The organism is Bradyrhizobium sp. B025, from assembly GCF_042257955.1.
GTDB classification, from domain to species: domain Bacteria; phylum Pseudomonadota; class Alphaproteobacteria; order Rhizobiales; family Xanthobacteraceae; genus Bradyrhizobium; species Bradyrhizobium diazoefficiens.
On record NZ_CP170150.1, the window covers coordinates 7265124 to 7280881 of the forward strand.

Here is a 15758-nt window from a genome sequence, read left to right on the forward strand (position 1 = left end):
GGAGGCGGATATGAGCACCCGGGCCATCTGTAGCGCCTTGATCCTCGGCGGATTGGTGGCGGTCTCCGCATATCCAACCCTGTCGCTGGCCCAGTCGACCGAGACCGGCGTGTCTGCCCAAAAAGATGCCGGCGCGCCGGCACCGAAGAGCGCAGCGCCCAACACCAATACGAACCCGACGAAGCACCGTTACTGGCGTCATCGCGGCGGAAAGCATCCGCACTATGGCAGCCGGCGCGTCCGGACCTAGGCGCAAACGACGATAGCCCACTCCAGCGATTGGACCGATCCATGAGCGAGTCCAGGACAGGACCGGAGAAGCTCCACGAGGTCGTTCTGCGCGACACGTCCGCCGATCTGCCGGACGCGCGACGCAGCATTCTCGCGACCGGGCTGACCCTGCTCGCCGCATGCGTCTTCCTGTTTCTGGCGTGGCAGACGGTGTCCAGTCTCCTGCTCATCTTCGCAGGCGTGTTGTTCGCCGCATTTCTGGACGCGTGCGCAAGGGCTCTGGCGCCGGTCCTTCCGCTCAATCGCGCCTGGCGCCTGACGCTGGTCCTGTTGCTGTTCTCCGCTCTGTCGGGGTTTGGAATGGTCTGGGGTGCGGGCAAGCTGCCGGAGCAGACGCGCCTCCTGCTGAAGGTCATGGACAGCCAGATCGACGTCCTGCAGGAGCATCTCCTGTCATATGGCGTTGACCTCCTCGGCCCGGAATGGGGCCGCGACTTTGCGCAATGGCTGTTCTCGGATCAGGGCCGTTTTCTCAGCCATGCACAATTTCTGCTCGGCGGAGCCTCAACTCTTCTGACCGGCGCGCTGGTGATCCTGTTCCTCGGGATCCTCTTTGCCTTCGATCCGAACAGCCATCGCGAAAGCCTGGTCATGCTGGTGAAGCAGTCCTATCGCGCGCGGACAAGAGCCGTCATGGACGAGATAGGCACCGTCATGCGGCTGTGGCTGGTCGGACAGCTCATCCGCATCATCCTGATGACGCTGTGGGTCTGGATCGCACTCTACCTCATCGGGCTGCCCGGTCCCTTCGTGCTCGGATTGCAGGCGGGCCTGTCGAATTTCATTCCCTATCTAGGACCCATCGTGGCCGCGATTCCGATCGCGCTCGTCGCAATGCCGCTCGGCAGTTCGCTGCTGATCTGGGCCGTCCTGATCTACACGATCATCCAGTCAGTCGAAGGCTATGTGATCGGCCCGCTGATCCAGCGTCAGGCGGTCGAGATCCCGCCTGCCTGGACGCTGGTCGCCATCGTCATTCTGGGCGCGCTGTTCGGCGTCCTGGGCATTGCGCTGGCCATGCCACTGGTCGCGATCGGCCGTGTCGCAATCATCCGATTCTACGTCGAGGACTACCTTGGCGACGACCTCAAGCAGACATTCAACGGCGGTAGATCGTGACTGGATAGCCCATGAGCAAGATCGATGTACAACGGAACGTGGGTACGGAGCCTCCCTCGCCTCGTCCCGGAATGGCTCATTTCCTGTGGCAGCAGCTTCCTTATGTCGTGGCGCTGGTGCTCGCTATCGCAGGCGTCGCCTATACCAACGTCTCCCACCAGCCTCTCGTCGGCTACTGGGAATTCCTGGCGCTTGCCATCTGCGTCGTCTGCGTCGTTACCAAATGGCCGGAGGCCCAGGGCAAAGAGGCCCAGCTCCGATTGATCTGGACCCAGGCGCTGCATTGGATTGCCGTCCTGATCACAATGAACATCATACTGATCTCGGGCGTCCAGCAGTTGCTTCCGACACCGGCAACCGGCCTCGTCCTGCTGACGTTGCTCGCACTCGGCACGTTCCTTGCCGGCGTCAGCCTGTTGTCGCTGCAAATCTCGTTCCTGGGCCTCGCGATGGGCGTGGCCGTCCCGGCGATCTCCTGGCTGAAGCAGTCCGTCTTCTTCTTCCTGCTGGGCGCGGTGCTGCTGATCGGCCTCGGCATCACGTTCTGGCTCCGCCAGGACAGCCGACCGAGGATTGCGCCCTCCGACACCAACAGCCAAGTGGAGGCTTGAATGCGAATGACACGGCCTGTTGCAGTCTTCGCCACATCCGCGCTGCTATGCATCGCCAACCTGCCCGCGCGCGCCGAAACGTTCAGGGTCGGCCGGCTCCTCTGCTTGAGCAACCCGCGCGTCGGGCTTGTGCTCGGATCGGTGCAGTCACTGCGCTGCACATTCTTTGCGAGAAACCCGCCGAGGCAGTTCATCTATGAGGGACGGATCCGGCGCGTTGGCCTCGATCTCGGCGTGACCAGTGCAGGCAGCCTGTCGTGGGCCGTGCTCGCCAAGAACTCGCGGATCGGCTCCGCCACCCTGCGCGGCAACTATGTCGGCGCGAGCGGCAGCTTGGCATTCGGCCCCGGTCTCGGCGCCAACGTCCTGATCGGCGGCTCGCGCAGGAGCGTGATGTTGCAGCCGCTGTCGATCGAGCGATCGATCGGAATCAATCTCGCGGCTGGTGTCACCAATCTGACGCTGGGTCCGCGCGGCAGCCGCTAGCTCGCAACCGCGATCCCGCGCGCGATCGCCGGATTCCGGTGGGCTCACGAGAACATTCCCACCCCGTCGCTCAGGGTTTCGTCGGATGTCGACGGCGCGGGCTCGAAGCTACCATCCCAAGCGTGCCGATCATCGCGCGGATCAGGAGGATGGCATGACAGTCTATGACAGCCGGTCGGACATCGGGGTTCTGGGCTCGCCTCCGCTGTGGGTCTGCGCTCTCCTCGGCATCGTGATGATCGCCGCCGGCATCGCGGCTCTCAGCGACGTGGTTTTCGCGACGATCATCAGCGTCAAGCTGATCGGGCTGACGGCTATCGCGGCCGGCGCATTCGAGATCATGCATGCCTTCTGGACCAAGGGATGGGGCGGCTTCCTGTGGCAGATCCTTCTCGGCGCTCTCTATCTCGCCTTCGGGCTTGTGCTGCTCACCCAGCCGGCTTCCGGTGCCCTGATCCTCACCTATTTCCTCGGCGCGGTGCTGCTCGCCTCGGGCGTCATTCGATGCGTGCTGAGCTTCGCCCATTGGCGACAGAACGGATGGATGATGCTGATCTCCGGCATCTTCGGACTGCTCGCGGGCGTGCTGATCCTGTTCAGCTTTCCGACCATCAGCGTCTGGGCCCTCGGATTCCTGCTTGGCGTCGACCTGATCTCGCACGGCCTGGCGTGGCTGCTTTACGCGCTTCAGTCCGTGCGGCGAACTGCGTAACGATGGAGAAGATGATGATGGACGCTCCCACCCGTCGAGCTTTCCTTGGCTTTGCTCAGAATGCCGTTGCTGCCGCGGCGATCGGCGCTGTCGGAGTTCGTCTGATTGAGACTGCGGAAGCGATGCCGATTGCCCACGATCTTGGCCAGGCCGGCGAGCCGTCGGAGCTCCTGACGCAAGCTCAGTGGTGGGGACCCCCAGCCGGTCCCGGTTGGGGACCTGGTCCGGGCTGGGGCCGCCCACCGCCACGCAGGCGCCGATGGGTTTGCTGGTGGCATCGCGGCCGTCGTCGTTGTGGATGGCGGTGGCGCTAGGAGCCCCCTCTTAACTTGCGCAATCCGCCGGGAGCAGATTTGCCACGAAGGCGATGGAGGCGATCGTGCGCCACGTGAATCAATGGCTCCTGTGGGCCGCTCTGATAGCTCTTCTCGTGGTGGCAGCCGCCTTCTGCGTGTCGGTATGGCAGGCAACTCCATCGATGCCGCTTTACCGCAACATCATCCTCGGAGGGGCCGTCGTCCTGATGCTGGTGTTCGGCTGCGGCCTGATCGCGCTGATGTTCTATAGCCGTCGCAAGGGTTATGACGAGCCCGCGCGCAGCGATCGGATACGGCGGGAGTAACGAGGCGCTGGTGAAGCACCGACCCGGCCCGGCTCTTAGGTCTGGAGCAAGGAGCGGACAATGACCCTTGCTGGCGTCTCGATCAGGCTGCTGGCGGCAACTCTCCTGACGATCATCGCCGGTGGGACCGCCCGGACACAACCTGCCGCGGCCGGAGCCCCTGCGGTCGGCGTCGTGGAAGCGACCAGGCGGCCGATCACCGAGACCAGCGAATTTCTTGGACGGATCGAGGCGATCAATCGGGTCAGCGTCGTCGCGCGCGTGACGGCATTTCTGGACAAGCGCCTGTTCGACGAGGGCGCCGAGATCAAGGAAGGCGACGAGCTCTATCGGCTCGAGCGAGGTCCCTTCGAAGCGGATCTTGCATCGAAACAGGCGCAGGTCGCGCAGCTCCAGGCAACGCTCGAAAATGCCAAATTGACGACCGAGCGCGCGCGGACCCTGCTCGGAGGTCCCGCCGGGCAACAGTCCACCTACGATGCAGCGATCGCCAACCAGCTCAGCCTCGAAGCCCAGGTGCAAGCCGCGCAAGCCCAGGTCCAAGCCTCCCAGATCAATCTCGGTTACACGAAGATCAACGCGCCGATTGCCGGCAAGATCGGACGCACGGCGGTGACGGAAGGCAACGTCGTCGGTCCGAGCTCGGGCGTGCTGACCACCATCGTCAGCCAGGACCCGATGTATGTCACCTTCCCGGTGCCGCTCCGCCAGGGGCTCGAGCTGCGGGAACGATACGGACCACAAGGCGGCCTGGACGCGGTGGTGATCAGGCTGCGACTGCCCGATGGCCGGATGTACGGGCACTCCGGCAAGCTGAATTTCGTCGACAACACCATCGCCCAGAGCACCGATACCATCATCGTACGCGGGGAGATCGGCAATCCAATCCTGCGGGCTTCTTCGGCGGCTGGCGTCACCGTTCACGAGCTGACTGACGGCGAGTTCGTCACCGTCGTGCTGGAGGGCGTCCAGCCGGTCGAGGTGCTGGCAATCCCGCGCTCCGCCGTGCTCTCCGATCAGCAGGGCGACTATGTGCTGGCTGTCGGCGCCGACAACAAGGCCGAGCAGCGCCGCATCCAGCTCGGACAATCGACTACGACCATCGCCGCCGTGATCGCCGGACTTGCGGCCGGCGACAAGGTCATCGCGGAAGGCTTGCAGCGAGTTCGTCCCGGCCAGATCGTTTCGCCGGGACCGGCAAGTCCGCTGATCCTGTCGAGCATGAAGCCCGCCGCGGACGCCCCGGCTCCTCAAGCGGATCACGGCGCCTCCGGCACGACCCGCCCGCTGGACCGCAAACCATGATATCCGCCGTTTTCATCGATCGCCCGCGGCTTTCGATGGTGATCGCCTTCATCATCACCATCGCCGGCGCGCTGGCGTTGATGCAGATTCCGGTGGCGCAATTTCCGGACATCGTGCCGCCGCAGGTCACGGTCTCCGGCACCTTCCCTGGCGCATCCGCCGAGGTGGTCGAGAGCAGCGTCGCCCAACCCCTGGAGGCGCAAATCATCGGCGTCGACCGCGCGCTCTACATGAAATCGACCAGCGCCAATGACGGCAGCTACACACTGACGGTCTCGTTCGCGCTCGGCACCAACCCCGACATCAATACCGTCAACGTCAACAACCGCGTGCAGAGCGCACTGTCGCAACTACCGACCGAGGTGCAGCAGCAGGGGGTGACGGTGCACAAGCGGTCCTCGTCGATCCTGCAATTCCTCGTGCTCTACAGTGCCAATGGCCAGCAGGATCCGCTGTTCATCACCAACTACGCGATCATCAACGTGCTTGATGCGATCGCCAGCACGCCCGGCGTCGGCCAGGCGAACCTGTTCGCCAAGATGAACTACTCGATGCGGATCTGGTTCGATACGCAGCGACTCACCAGCCTCGATCTCACGCCATCGGACGTCATTGCCGCGATCCGCACGCAAAGCGTCCAGGCGCCTGTGGGGCGCATCGGTGCACGTCCGATCAGCGACGACCAACAGCTCCAGTTCAATGTGCAGACCCTGGGCAGGCTCGCCACCGTCGACCAATTCGCCAATATCGTGCTGCGCGCCAACCCGGACGGCTCGTCGCTGCTCGTGAAGGACGTTGCCCGTGTCGAGATGGGCGCGCAAAATCTCGACAGCGAAGCGCGGATCGACGGCCGCGCGGCCGTGCCGGTCGCGATCTATCTGGCGCCGGGTGCCAATGCGATGAGCACCGCACAGGCCGTGGCGGCGACGATGCAGCGGCTGTCGCTGCGTTTTCCCACCGGCCTGAGCTATCTCGTGCAATACGATTCCACGAGCTTCGTGCGCGACACGATCACGGAGGTCTTGCGGACGCTGGGCGAGGCCTTCGTCCTGGTCGTGATCGTGGTGTACCTCTTCCTCGGCAATCTGCGGGCCACGGTGATCCCGGCCGTTGCCGTTCCAGTGAGCCTGGTGGGCACGTTCGCCGTCCTGCTGGTGCTGGGCTATTCGGCCAACACGGTATCCCTGCTGGCCATGGTGCTCGCCATCGGCATCGTGGTGGACGACGCCATCGTCGTCGTCGAGAACGTCGAGCGGGTGATGGAGGAGGAGCCGGGCCTTTCCCCCGCCGCGGCCAGCAAGAAGGCCATGACCCAGATCACCGCGCCGATCATCGCGATCACCCTGGTGCTGCTCTCGGTCTTCGTACCGATCGCATTCATTCCCGGCATTTCCGGAACGCTGTTTCGCCAGTTTGCGGTGACGATCAGCGCCGCGATGATGATCTCGGCGTTGAATGCGCTGACGCTGTCGCCCGCCTTGTGCGCGCTGTTCCTGCGCCACACCGGGCCCAGGCGCGGCATCATGGGACGCGTCCTCGGCTTCATCGACTGGCTGCGCGACCGCTACAGCGGCGGCGTCCGCCGCCTGGTGCGCGTGGCGGGTCTCTCACTGCCGTTCGTCGCCGTCGTTGCCGCCGGCATCTTCGGCATGTCGCTGATCACGCCAACAGGTTTCCTCCCCGAGGAAGACCAGGGCGCCTTCTTCACCTCGGTGCAACTGCCAGACGGCGCATCGGTGGCGCGAACCAGCGAAGTCACCCAACAGATCGAGGATCTCCTGAAGCAGATCCCCGCCGTCGATCACGTCCTTGCCATCGTGGGCTTTTCCCTGCTCGACGGCGCGTCCGAACCGAACAGCGCATTGGTGGTCACGCGGCTGAAGCCGTTTTCCGATCGCAAGGCGGCAGCCGATTCCGCGCAGGCGCTGATCCGGCAAACCTTCGCAGCCGGCGCACAGATTCGACAGGCCAACGTGTTGCCGTTCAATCTGCCGCCGATCATTGGGCTCTCCACCGGAGGCGGGTTCGAATACCAGCTTCAGGCGCTGGAAGGACAGACTCCGGCCGCGATCTCCAGCGTCACCGGGGCGCTGATCGGTGCAGCCAATGCCGATCCACGGCTTGCGCGTGTCTTTTCGACCTTCACTGCGACCAATCCATCCATCCATCTCGACATCGACCGCCGCAAGGCGCAGGCGCTCGGCGTGACGGTCAGCGACATCTTCACGGCCTTGCAGGCGACGCTCGGCGGCATCTATGTCAACAACTTCAACCTGTTCGGCCGCACCTGGCAGGTCAACGTTCAGGGCGAAGCGTTCGATCGCGCCGATATTTCGGACATCTGGCGGATCTATCTGCGCAACGGCGCCGGCCAGATGGTGCCGATCAGGTCGCTCGCCGGGATCAGGATCGTGACCGGGCCTCAGGTCATCACCCGCTACAACAATTATCGCTCGGTGACGGTGAACGGCAGCCCGGCGCCGGGCGTCTCCTCAGGAACCGCGATGGTCGCAATGGCAGAAATCTCCAACACCGTGCTGCCTGCGGGCTACAGTTTCGCGTGGACCGGCACCGCCTATCAGGAGCAGCAGGCCGCTGGCCAGACCGGCATCGTGCTCATGCTTGCGGTGCTGTTCGCCTACCTATTCCTGGTGGCGCTCTATGAGAGCACGGTGATCCCGATACCGGTGCTGCTATCGGTCGTCGTCGGCGTGCTCGGGTCCTATGTCGGCATCAAGCTCGCCCGCCTCAATCTCGACCTCTACGGCCAGATCGGGCTCGTGGTCCTGATCGCGCTCGCCGCCAAGAACGGCATTCTGATCGTCGAATTTGCCAAGGAGCAACGCGAAGCGGGCGTGGCGCTCAACGACGCCGCGATCCAGGGCGCGCATATGCGCTTTCGCGCGGTCATGATGACTTCGGTCGCCTTCATCCTTGGCCTCCTGCCGCTCGTGATTGCAACCGGCGCTGCGGAGCTCAGCCGCAGGGCGGTCGGGACAGCCGTATTTGCGGGCATGCTCGCGGCAAGCTCAATCGGCATCTTTCTCGTCCCGACGCTCTACGTGACGTTCCAGCGTCTGCGGGAGCGGATGAAGGCCGCGCCAAAGTCCGGCAACTGAGTTGACTGGCGCAAGGTGCGCAAACTCGGCCGATGCCTGCGCGATCAATCAGTTGTCGAGCGAACAAACCCGCGAACTCTCATATAATTGAAATTGCTATGTAATTTATACGGTCTTGCCTCATGTGATCCCGAGCCCGTTCGGGAAAACAAGCGCAACGCGCGCGCTTCCGACTGCCGACCGTGCGTCAGATTGGTCAACGACAACGAATTGCAGCTTGCGGATTGAAGGCCTATGTTGAGTCTCCAACCAAGCAGCCGCCCATCGTACGGCGAGAGTCTGCAGGGGAGAGACCTCACGGTGGATGGCGTGCATTTTGCGCCGGAGGTCACATCATGGCCATTGCTCCCACACTCCAGAAGTACCTCGCCGCTGAGAACATCCAATACGAAGTGGTCCCGCACGAACTCAGCATGACGTCCACTCGCACGGCCGAGGCATGCCATATCCCGGGCGATCGCCTCGCCAAAGGCGTCGTGCTGCGGCGCGACGGCGAATATATGCTGGCCATCTTGCCCGCATCGCATCACCTCCGCCCGTCGGAACTGAAGACGATACTCGGCGGAAATGTCCACATGGCACAAGAAACCGAGATCGGTGAGCTGTTCCGCGATTGTGCGCACGGTGCAGTTCCCGCCGTCGGCAAGTGCTACGGGCTGGATACTATCGTCGACGACAGCATCGAGGCGCAGCCCGACATCTATATGGAAGCCGGCGACCACGAGACGCTGCTTCATATGGGTCACGCGCAGTTTGCACGCCTGACGGCCAACGCACTGCACGGGCGCTTCAGCGCGCACGACTGAGGATTTGCGCACTGCCCAATCTTGGGCGGGAACCTCGGCCGCGACGTCGCCGTCAAACTGTTCAGGAAAGCGACGGCGACAGCGTCGGCGCTTGTCTGGTCAGATCGCGAAGTAATGATGCTTTCTCCTGTGACCTCGCACCCGATCGGTTGTACAGTTCAAACGAATGGGGGCGCTGCTGCAACAACGGAGGCTCGCCATGAAAGTCAAAGACGTGATGCACAAGGGTGTCGACTGGGTCAGCCCCGACACCCCCATCGCCGAGATCGCCAAATTGATGCGGGCGCATGACATCGGCTGCATTCCGATTGGCGAGGACGACAAGCTGGTCGGGATGGTGACCGACCGCGATATCGTCTGCAAAGGGCTCGCGAGCCACACCTTTGATGCTCGCCGCGCAACGGCCCGCGATGTAATGACTGAGGGTATTCATTGCTGCCGGGAGGACGACGACCTCGCAAAGGCGATGCATCATATGGAGAAACTGCAGGTCCGCAGGCTGCCCGTGATCAACAAGAGCAAGCGGATGGTCGGCATCATCAGCCTGGGCGACCTCAGCCGCTCCGCCTCAAATGATCTGCTGACCGAGACCGTCAGGAGTGTTTCGGCGCATCATTGAATTGAGGCCCGAGTTGCTCTCGCGATCGCCAGACGTCGAGCTGGGCCGGAGCCAGGCGTTTGTCATGCAACCATCGCGCAACGCGAGAGCAGCGGCCCGAAGCGCCTGACTTGGCGTCGGCGTGAGCGGGCTAAACTGAAAAGTCGAGGCCCTAGCGGTCGGCGGAGTGTCGGTTCATGTCCTCCAGGAGCTCGCGCATGGCGTCGAACTGCGTGCCAAAGCCTTTCCAGTCGCCGGACCTCAATCGTTCAACGGCCTGATTGTAGCGGTCGAGCGCCTCCCGTGCCTGACTTGCCGATGGGCGTGTGACGGGCATTTCCTCCATCGTGCTCGAGACCGGCCGCACCGCGCCAGGCTCGGTGAACAGAGCCGACAAGGCCTCATCGAGCGTCTCCTTCATCACCACATGCTCGCCATAGGCTGCGATCACGCGTTTCAGCTCCGGCAGGTGCCCGTGCTCCGCTCGCAAATAGAGCGGCGTGACATAGAGGATCGAGTTCTCGATCGGGATCACAAGCAGGTTCGCGCCGCGTATCACCCGCGAGCCCATCTGATTCCACAGCGTGATCTGTTGCGATATCTCGGTACTCTGGTTGATCCGCGCTTCGATCTGGAACGGCCCGTAGACTAGCTTCTCCTTGGGAAATTCGTAGACAATCAGCTTACCGTAGTCGGGCGCGTCGCAGCGTGCGGCGAGCCAGGCGATCATGTTGTCGCGGCGGCTCGGCACCATGGGAAGCATGAGGAAGAACTCAGCCTGCGACTCACCGGGCAGCCGCATGATGATGTAATATGGGGCCATCGTTGCAACGCCGCCGCCGCCCGGCTGACGCGGGAACTGCCAGAGATCCTCGCGGTTGTAGAAAACGTCGGCGGCCTCCATGTGATAGCTCTGATAGAGCTGCGCCTGAATCAGGAACAGATCCTCCGGATAGCGGATGTGCCTCTGCAGATCCGCCGGCATGACCGAGAATGGCTTGAAGAGGTTCGGAAAGATGCGCCGCCAGGTCGCGGCAACCGGATCGCCGGTGTCCATCAGATAAAAGTCGACGGTGCCGTTATAGGCATCGACGATGACCTTCACTGAATTGCGAATGTAGTTGAGATCCTGATCTTGCGCCGGCTGCGCGGAAGGGAAGTAGGAACTCACCGTGTAGGCGTCCTGCATCCAGAACATCCGCCCATTGCTGATGACCAGATAAGGATCGTGATCGAGCCTGAGGAACGGAGCGATCGTTCGCACCCTTTCCCCGATGTTGCGGCGGATCATGATCCGGCTGTCCGCCGTGATGTAGCTCGAGAGCAGCAGGTTCGGGTCGTTGAAGTAGTAAGCGAACAGGCCTCTCCATACCGCCGCTCCTATCGGAACGCCGCCCGTCCCGTCATAGGCTGCGTAGACATTGTCTTTGCCCTTCGGGTAGTCGAACTCAGGCGTGCTCCCTTTGACGATGACGTAGCTGTCGTGCTCTTCGCCGTAGTAGATGCGCGGTTCGCGGATCTGCGGGCCTCCGTCCGCGACAGGAGGTATGTCGCGCAAATAGAGGAATGGCAGCCCTTCGCTGCTCTTGCGAGTGACCGGGCTCATCACTGCGCCGGTGCCGTGAGTAAACAGCACGTGGTGGTTGACCCATGTCTGGGCATTCGGCGGCAGCAAGGAAGGTCGCAGTTCGCGGGCCGAGATCATGACGCTTTGGTAGGAGCCATTGAGCCAGTAGCGATCGACGTCAAGGTGATGGAATTTGTAGTAGGTGCGGATCTCCTGCAGCTGCGCGTAGGTGTCCGCCAGGGGCTGCCAATCCCACAGCCTGATATTGTCGATGGTCGCCTTGTTGGCATCGAGCGTCTTGAAGCTGAGCTTCTGTTCGGCGGCGAACGGCTTGGCCGCGATCTGATCGAGATTGTAGGCCTGCCGGGTGAGCGCGATGTTGCGTTCGATATAGGGCCTTTCCAGCTCCAGTTCGCTTGGCCTGACGAAGAACTGCCGGAACAGCACGGGAACCAGGCCGGACAGCACGAAAGACCCGATCGCGACAAGCAGGAACGCGGCGGCAGGAAGCCGGTAGGTGCGCACGCGCACGTTTGCCCACGCGGCGAGCGCCGCGATGCCCGAAAGTCCGATCATCAGCCACAAGGCCGGCAGCCCCACATGGACATCGGTGTAACTTGCACCGACAACCACGCCGTTATCGCCATAGAGCAGCAGGTAGCGATCGAGACCAAAGGACCAGGCCTTCACCGCAAACAGAAGACCGAGCAGCGCCGAGCCGTGGGCGATCACCGTCGACGACATTGATCGGCGATGAATGTCGTATTCGATCTCGCCGTGCACCAAGTAGATCGCCGCGGCGAACAGCGCGCTCAGCGCGAGCGCGAGCATCATCCAATTCTTGATGAGGATATAGGCGGGCAGCGAGAAGAGATAGAAGCCGATGTCGTTGTTGTAGAGCGGATCGTCTGCCCCATACGGCGCCTGATAGACAAACTGCAGGAAGACGCCCCAGTTGCCGGCTTCGGCCGCCGCGACAAGCAGAGCGAGCGAAGCCGCACCAGCTGCGATCAACCGCGGCCACCGCAGTCGGTCGCGCACAAGCGCAAGCAGATCTGGCGGCGCGTTGCCCGCGGCGCTCCACACGGAAGCGGCGGCAAGCTGTGTCGACCGCCGTCGGGCGAAGTGCAGTGCGAGCCATCCGTTCAACAACAGGATGACGGCAGTTGCCGTCCAGACCGCAAGAAAGACGACGGCCTTGGCGCCGATTGTTGTCCAGAAAACCTCGCGATAACCGATCACGGAAAACCAAAGCCAGTCGACCAGGAAGTCGCTGGCGAGCGCGAGCAGGGTCAGGACAATCGCAATGACGAGGGCCGCAATAATCAGCCCGACCACGGCACTTTGCCTTGGTGCCTTCCGCTCGGGTCCTGTAATCCCGATCGTCATCGCCTGATCATAGTCGAAATCAGGGACGCCCGCCGCTTGATTCGTGGTCGGGATGACGCCTCGAGGCGGGCGACGCAAGTGCTCGAAGCTGCGTCGCTAGGACCGCGGCGCAATATGGCATTTCGAAACGGCGCAAGGCGCCAAGCACGGCTGATGCAGCCGGCGCGATCAATCAGCTATCGCGCAACATGGCGCTCCCGAACCGGAGTGCCATCGTACAATGTCGGGAAATATCTTGGATTTGGCGCTCCCTAGGGGAATCGAACCCCTGTTTCAGCCTTGAGAGGGCCGCGTCCTAACCGCTAGACGAAGGGAGCGTGAGGGACAGGACATAGCCGCGAATTTTGCCGGCGGCAAGCCTCGATCGGGGGCGAAATCGGCGGATATGCATGGCGAGTGCGGCTCAGGCTTAACGGCGCGAAGCACCGGCCAGCCGCTCGCGTTCCCGCATATGGCCGGGAACACTCAGGACTTCTTCAGCTTCTCGATCGCCGCGGCGCCGCCGGCCGGCTCCAGGCGGAACAGGCCAGAGCCCGAAAATGCGGATTTGAACGGCGACGTCGAGCGGATCTGCTCGCCGCTGCTGCCGGCAATGGCCTGGTTGAGCAGATCCTGAGCCGGTGCGGCGCTACGGCTCGTTGGCAAATTTGAGCTTTCCGGCCGGCCTCAGGGTGTGGGCGTCGAAGGTGCGGATCTCGGTGACCCCGCCGACATCCAGCGTGATCACGAGGCGGTCGCCGGCGACCCCGGTCGAGACGATCCTGGCGCCCTTCGGCAGGGTGGCGGTGACGTCGCCCGCGATCTCGGGCGCCCTTCCCTCCGACTTGAAAAGGCGGTAGCCCACCGCGATCAGAACGGCGCAGATCGCCAGCGCCGTGGTCAGCCCCGCGATCAGCATCATCCGCCGCACCCGCGCGAACAGCGCGGCCTGCTCGGGGGTCGGTTCGGGAACAGCGGTATCAGACGTCGTCATGGAAAACTCAGGCTCTGCGCAAAGGTTGGAGGTTGTCGTCGCCGGCGACGAGGGCTCGGCCCGGCTCGACCGCGTGCTGGCGGCGCGCCTGCCGGACCTGTCGCGATCGAGGCTGAAAGCCCTGATCCTGGCGGGGGCGGTGAGCCTGAAGGCCTCCGCCGTCCGCGACCCCGCTTATCACGTCAGTCACGGCGATACGATCATAATCGACGTGCCGGAGGCCGCGCCCGCCGAGCCGAAGGGCGAAGAGATCGCCCTCGATATCGTGTTCGAGGACGACGACATCATCGTCATCAACAAGCCCAAGGGCCTGGTCGTGCACCCCGCGGCCGGCCACGAGACCGGCACGCTGGTGAACGCGCTGATCGCCCATTGCGGCTCGACGCTGTCGGGGATCGGCGGGGTACGCCGGCCCGGCATCGTGCACCGGCTGGACAAGGACACGACGGGACTGATGGTGGTCGCCAAGAACGACCTCGCCCACGCCTCGCTGTCGGCACAGTTCGCCGACCACGGCCGCACCGGGGCGATGCGGCGCGGCTATATGGCCTTCGCCTGGGGGGTGCCGGGCCGGCATCGCGGCACCGTCGATGCGCCGATCGACCGCCATCCGTATGCGCGGGAGAAGATGGCGGTGCGCCAGGGCGGCCGCGAGGCAGTGACGCATTGGGAAATCCTGGAGAGTTTTCCGGGGCGCGACGGCAAGCCGATCGCGGCGCTGCTCGCCTGCGAGCTCGAGACCGGGCGCACGCACCAGATCCGCGTCCACCTCGCCCATATCGGCCATCCGCTGATGGGCGATGCGGTCTATGGCCCGCACTTCAAGACCAAGGCGAACCAGCTGGCGCCAGAATCGCAGGCCGCTTTGGCGGCGCTCGGGCGGCAGGCCCTGCATGCCTATCTGCTGGTATTGGAGCACCCGAGGACGGGAGAATTACTCCACTGGGAGGCGCCGCTGCCGGAGGATTTGCTTCTCCTGGAAGGCGCCCTGAAAGCGGCGCTATGACGCAGGCCCGTTAGGAAAAGCGTTACATTACAAAAAGTTATAGCTGCCACACGGGGACGTGACGTCAGCAATCCTTCCCTTTTTGCCCCCCCATGGGGTATATTGCGCCTGCGTTGGAAATGACCAACGCGGAACATCGCAGCTACGGCCGGCTTTAACACAGCGGTCGTCTGCCTGGCCCGCCGCTATCGGGGGCCTGAACCTTTGGAGGGCTCAACTATGGCCCGTACCGCTGCTCTGCCGGTCCTCAATGGAGAATCCGGCCTTTCTCGCTACCTCGCCGAGATCCGCAAGTTCCCGATGCTGGAACCCCAGCAGGAATACATGCTCGCCAAGCGCTGGCGGGAGCATGACGATCGCGACGCGGCGCACCAACTCGTCACCAGCCATCTCCGCCTCGTGGCCAAGATCGCCATGGGCTATCGCGGCTACGGCCTGCCGATCTCCGAGGTCGTCTCGGAAGGCAATGTCGGCCTGATGCAGGCGGTGAAGCGTTTCGAACCCGAGAAGGGGTTCCGTCTCGCCACCTACGCGATGTGGTGGATCAAGGCGTCAATTCAAGAGTACATCCTGCGTTCCTGGTCGCTCGTGAAGATGGGCACCACCGCGAACCAGAAGAAGCTGTTCTTCAACCTGCGCAAGGCGAAGAGCAAGATCAACGCGCTGGACGAGGGCGATCTCCGCCCCGACCAGGTTGCGACCATTGCCAAGCGGCTGGGCGTGACGGACCAGGACGTGATCGACATGAACCGCCGCCTCGGTGGCGACGCGTCGCTCAACGCGCCGATCCGCGACGACGGCGAAGCCGGCGAATGGCAGGACTGGCTGGTCGACAATACGCCCAACCAGGAAGCCATGATGGCGGAGCACGAGGAGTATGATCACCGCCGTGACGCGCTGAACGGCGCCATGAGCGTGCTCAACCCGCGCGAACGCCGCATCTTCGAGGCCCGCCGCCTCGCCGATGAGCCGATGACGCTGGAAGACCTTGCTGCCGAGTTCGGCGTCTCGCGCGAGCGCGTCCGCCAGATCGAGGTCCGCGCCTTCGAGAAGGTGCAGTCCGCGGTCAAGGGCACGATCGCAAGAGCAGAACAGGCCGCGCTGGAAGCCGCGCATTAAGCAAGGCTTCGCTGGCGCCAGAGATTGGCGGATCG

At 63.5% G+C, this 15758-nt stretch carries 15 protein-coding genes and 1 tRNA gene; 12 read left to right on the top strand and 4 right to left on the bottom strand.

Going from position 1 to position 15758, the window contains the following annotated elements:
* Positions 1-10 precede the first annotated feature (10 nt).
* From ACE10W_RS34240 to ACE10W_RS34285, 10 genes are all read left to right on the top strand, one after another.
* On the top strand, positions 11-250 hold the full coding sequence (locus ACE10W_RS34240) for a hypothetical protein (protein ID WP_161536304.1): 240 nt from the start codon (positions 11-13) through the stop codon (positions 248-250).
* A 41-nt stretch (positions 251-291) separates the two neighbouring features.
* The gene (locus ACE10W_RS34245; protein ID WP_304548315.1) at positions 292-1410 is read left to right on the top strand and encodes an AI-2E family transporter; all 1119 of its coding nucleotides are present in this window, start codon (positions 292-294) and stop codon (positions 1408-1410) included.
* Positions 1411-1421: 11 nt separating this feature from the next.
* Positions 1422-2021: a hypothetical protein gene (locus ACE10W_RS34250; RefSeq protein WP_304548316.1), complete on the top strand. Its 600-nt coding sequence runs from the start codon at positions 1422-1424 to the stop codon at positions 2019-2021.
* Entirely contained in the window at positions 2022-2507 is a 486-nt protein-coding gene (locus ACE10W_RS34255) for a DUF992 domain-containing protein (protein ID WP_011090061.1), read from the top strand.
* A 154-nt stretch (positions 2508-2661) separates the two neighbouring features.
* Positions 2662-3219 (top strand): HdeD family acid-resistance protein, encoded by a 558-nt coding sequence (locus tag ACE10W_RS34260; RefSeq protein WP_028172879.1) that lies wholly within the window; start codon positions 2662-2664, stop codon positions 3217-3219.
* Between the two features lie 379 nt (positions 3220-3598).
* Positions 3599-3841: a hypothetical protein gene (locus tag ACE10W_RS34265; RefSeq protein WP_231166631.1), complete on the top strand. Its 243-nt coding sequence runs from the start codon at positions 3599-3601 to the stop codon at positions 3839-3841.
* Positions 3842-3901: 60 nt separating this feature from the next.
* On the top strand, positions 3902-5146 hold the full coding sequence (locus tag ACE10W_RS34270; RefSeq protein ID WP_304548317.1) for an efflux RND transporter periplasmic adaptor subunit: 1245 nt from the start codon (positions 3902-3904) through the stop codon (positions 5144-5146).
* Positions 5143-8265, top strand: a complete 3123-nt coding sequence (locus tag ACE10W_RS34275) for an efflux RND transporter permease subunit (protein ID WP_304548318.1) — start codon at positions 5143-5145, stop codon at positions 8263-8265. The genes ACE10W_RS34270 and ACE10W_RS34275 overlap by 4 nt, the downstream gene beginning before the upstream one ends.
* 335 nt (positions 8266-8600) lie before the next feature.
* The gene (locus ACE10W_RS34280; RefSeq protein ID WP_028172875.1) at positions 8601-9071 is read left to right on the top strand and encodes an aminoacyl-tRNA deacylase; all 471 of its coding nucleotides are present in this window, start codon (positions 8601-8603) and stop codon (positions 9069-9071) included.
* A 199-nt stretch (positions 9072-9270) separates the two neighbouring features.
* Positions 9271-9690, top strand: coding sequence for a CBS domain-containing protein (locus tag ACE10W_RS34285; RefSeq protein WP_028172874.1), 420 nt, complete (start codon positions 9271-9273; stop codon positions 9688-9690).
* 151 nt (positions 9691-9841) lie between these two features.
* On the opposite strand, the gene ACE10W_RS34290 is transcribed toward ACE10W_RS34285, so the two are convergent.
* The 4 genes from ACE10W_RS34290 to ACE10W_RS34305 form a co-directional block, all read right to left on the bottom strand.
* The gene (locus tag ACE10W_RS34290) at positions 9842-12625 is read right to left on the bottom strand and encodes a UPF0182 family protein (protein WP_011090068.1); all 2784 of its coding nucleotides are present in this window, start codon (positions 12623-12625) and stop codon (positions 9842-9844) included.
* Between the two features lie 242 nt (positions 12626-12867).
* Positions 12868-12942: transfer RNA gene (locus ACE10W_RS34295), tRNA-Glu, on the bottom strand.
* A gap of 148 nt (positions 12943-13090) precedes the next feature.
* Positions 13091-13270, bottom strand: coding sequence for a hypothetical protein (locus tag ACE10W_RS34300; RefSeq protein WP_060910601.1), 180 nt, complete (start codon positions 13268-13270; stop codon positions 13091-13093).
* Complete coding sequence (locus ACE10W_RS34305) at positions 13254-13598, bottom strand: hypothetical protein (protein WP_060910600.1); 345 nt, start codon at positions 13596-13598, stop codon at positions 13254-13256. The genes ACE10W_RS34300 and ACE10W_RS34305 overlap by 17 nt, the downstream gene beginning before the upstream one ends.
* Here ACE10W_RS34305 and ACE10W_RS34310 point away from each other — a divergent pair.
* Together ACE10W_RS34310 and rpoH are read left to right on the top strand one after the other, a co-directional pair.
* A complete protein-coding gene (locus ACE10W_RS34310; protein WP_060910599.1) occupies positions 13597-14604 on the top strand; it encodes an RluA family pseudouridine synthase in 1008 nt (335 codons plus the stop codon). The genes ACE10W_RS34305 and ACE10W_RS34310 overlap by 2 nt on opposite strands.
* A gap of 219 nt (positions 14605-14823) precedes the next feature.
* Positions 14824-15723 (top strand): RNA polymerase sigma factor RpoH, encoded by a 900-nt coding sequence (gene rpoH / locus ACE10W_RS34315; protein WP_304548319.1) that lies wholly within the window; start codon positions 14824-14826, stop codon positions 15721-15723.
* Positions 15724-15758 lie beyond the last annotated feature (35 nt).

Bases quoted from the DNA above. Each gene is read 5' to 3' on its own strand.
- ACE10W_RS34240 (WP_161536304.1), top strand. From the start codon at position 11: ATGAGCACCCGGGCCATCTGTAGCGCCTTGATCCTCGGCGGATTGGTG.
- ACE10W_RS34245 (WP_304548315.1), top strand. From the start codon at position 292: ATGAGCGAGTCCAGGACAGGACCGGAGAAGCTCCACGAGGTCGTTCTG.
- ACE10W_RS34250 (WP_304548316.1), top strand. From the start codon at position 1,422: ATGAGCAAGATCGATGTACAACGGAACGTGGGTACGGAGCCTCCCTCG.
- ACE10W_RS34255 (WP_011090061.1), top strand. From the start codon at position 2,022: ATGCGAATGACACGGCCTGTTGCAGTCTTCGCCACATCCGCGCTGCTA.
- ACE10W_RS34260 (WP_028172879.1), top strand. From the start codon at position 2,662: ATGACAGTCTATGACAGCCGGTCGGACATCGGGGTTCTGGGCTCGCCT.
- ACE10W_RS34270 (WP_304548317.1), top strand. From the start codon at position 3,902: ATGACCCTTGCTGGCGTCTCGATCAGGCTGCTGGCGGCAACTCTCCTG.
- ACE10W_RS34275 (WP_304548318.1), top strand. From the start codon at position 5,143: ATGATATCCGCCGTTTTCATCGATCGCCCGCGGCTTTCGATGGTGATC.
- ACE10W_RS34280 (WP_028172875.1), top strand. From the start codon at position 8,601: ATGGCCATTGCTCCCACACTCCAGAAGTACCTCGCCGCTGAGAACATC.
- ACE10W_RS34285 (WP_028172874.1), top strand. From the start codon at position 9,271: ATGAAAGTCAAAGACGTGATGCACAAGGGTGTCGACTGGGTCAGCCCC.
- ACE10W_RS34290 (WP_011090068.1), bottom strand. From the start codon at position 12,625: ATGACGATCGGGATTACAGGACCCGAGCGGAAGGCACCAAGGCAAAGT.
- ACE10W_RS34310 (WP_060910599.1), top strand. From the start codon at position 13,597: ATGGAAAACTCAGGCTCTGCGCAAAGGTTGGAGGTTGTCGTCGCCGGC.
- ACE10W_RS34305 (WP_060910600.1), bottom strand. From the start codon at position 13,598: ATGACGACGTCTGATACCGCTGTTCCCGAACCGACCCCCGAGCAGGCC.
- rpoH (WP_304548319.1), top strand. From the start codon at position 14,824: ATGGCCCGTACCGCTGCTCTGCCGGTCCTCAATGGAGAATCCGGCCTT.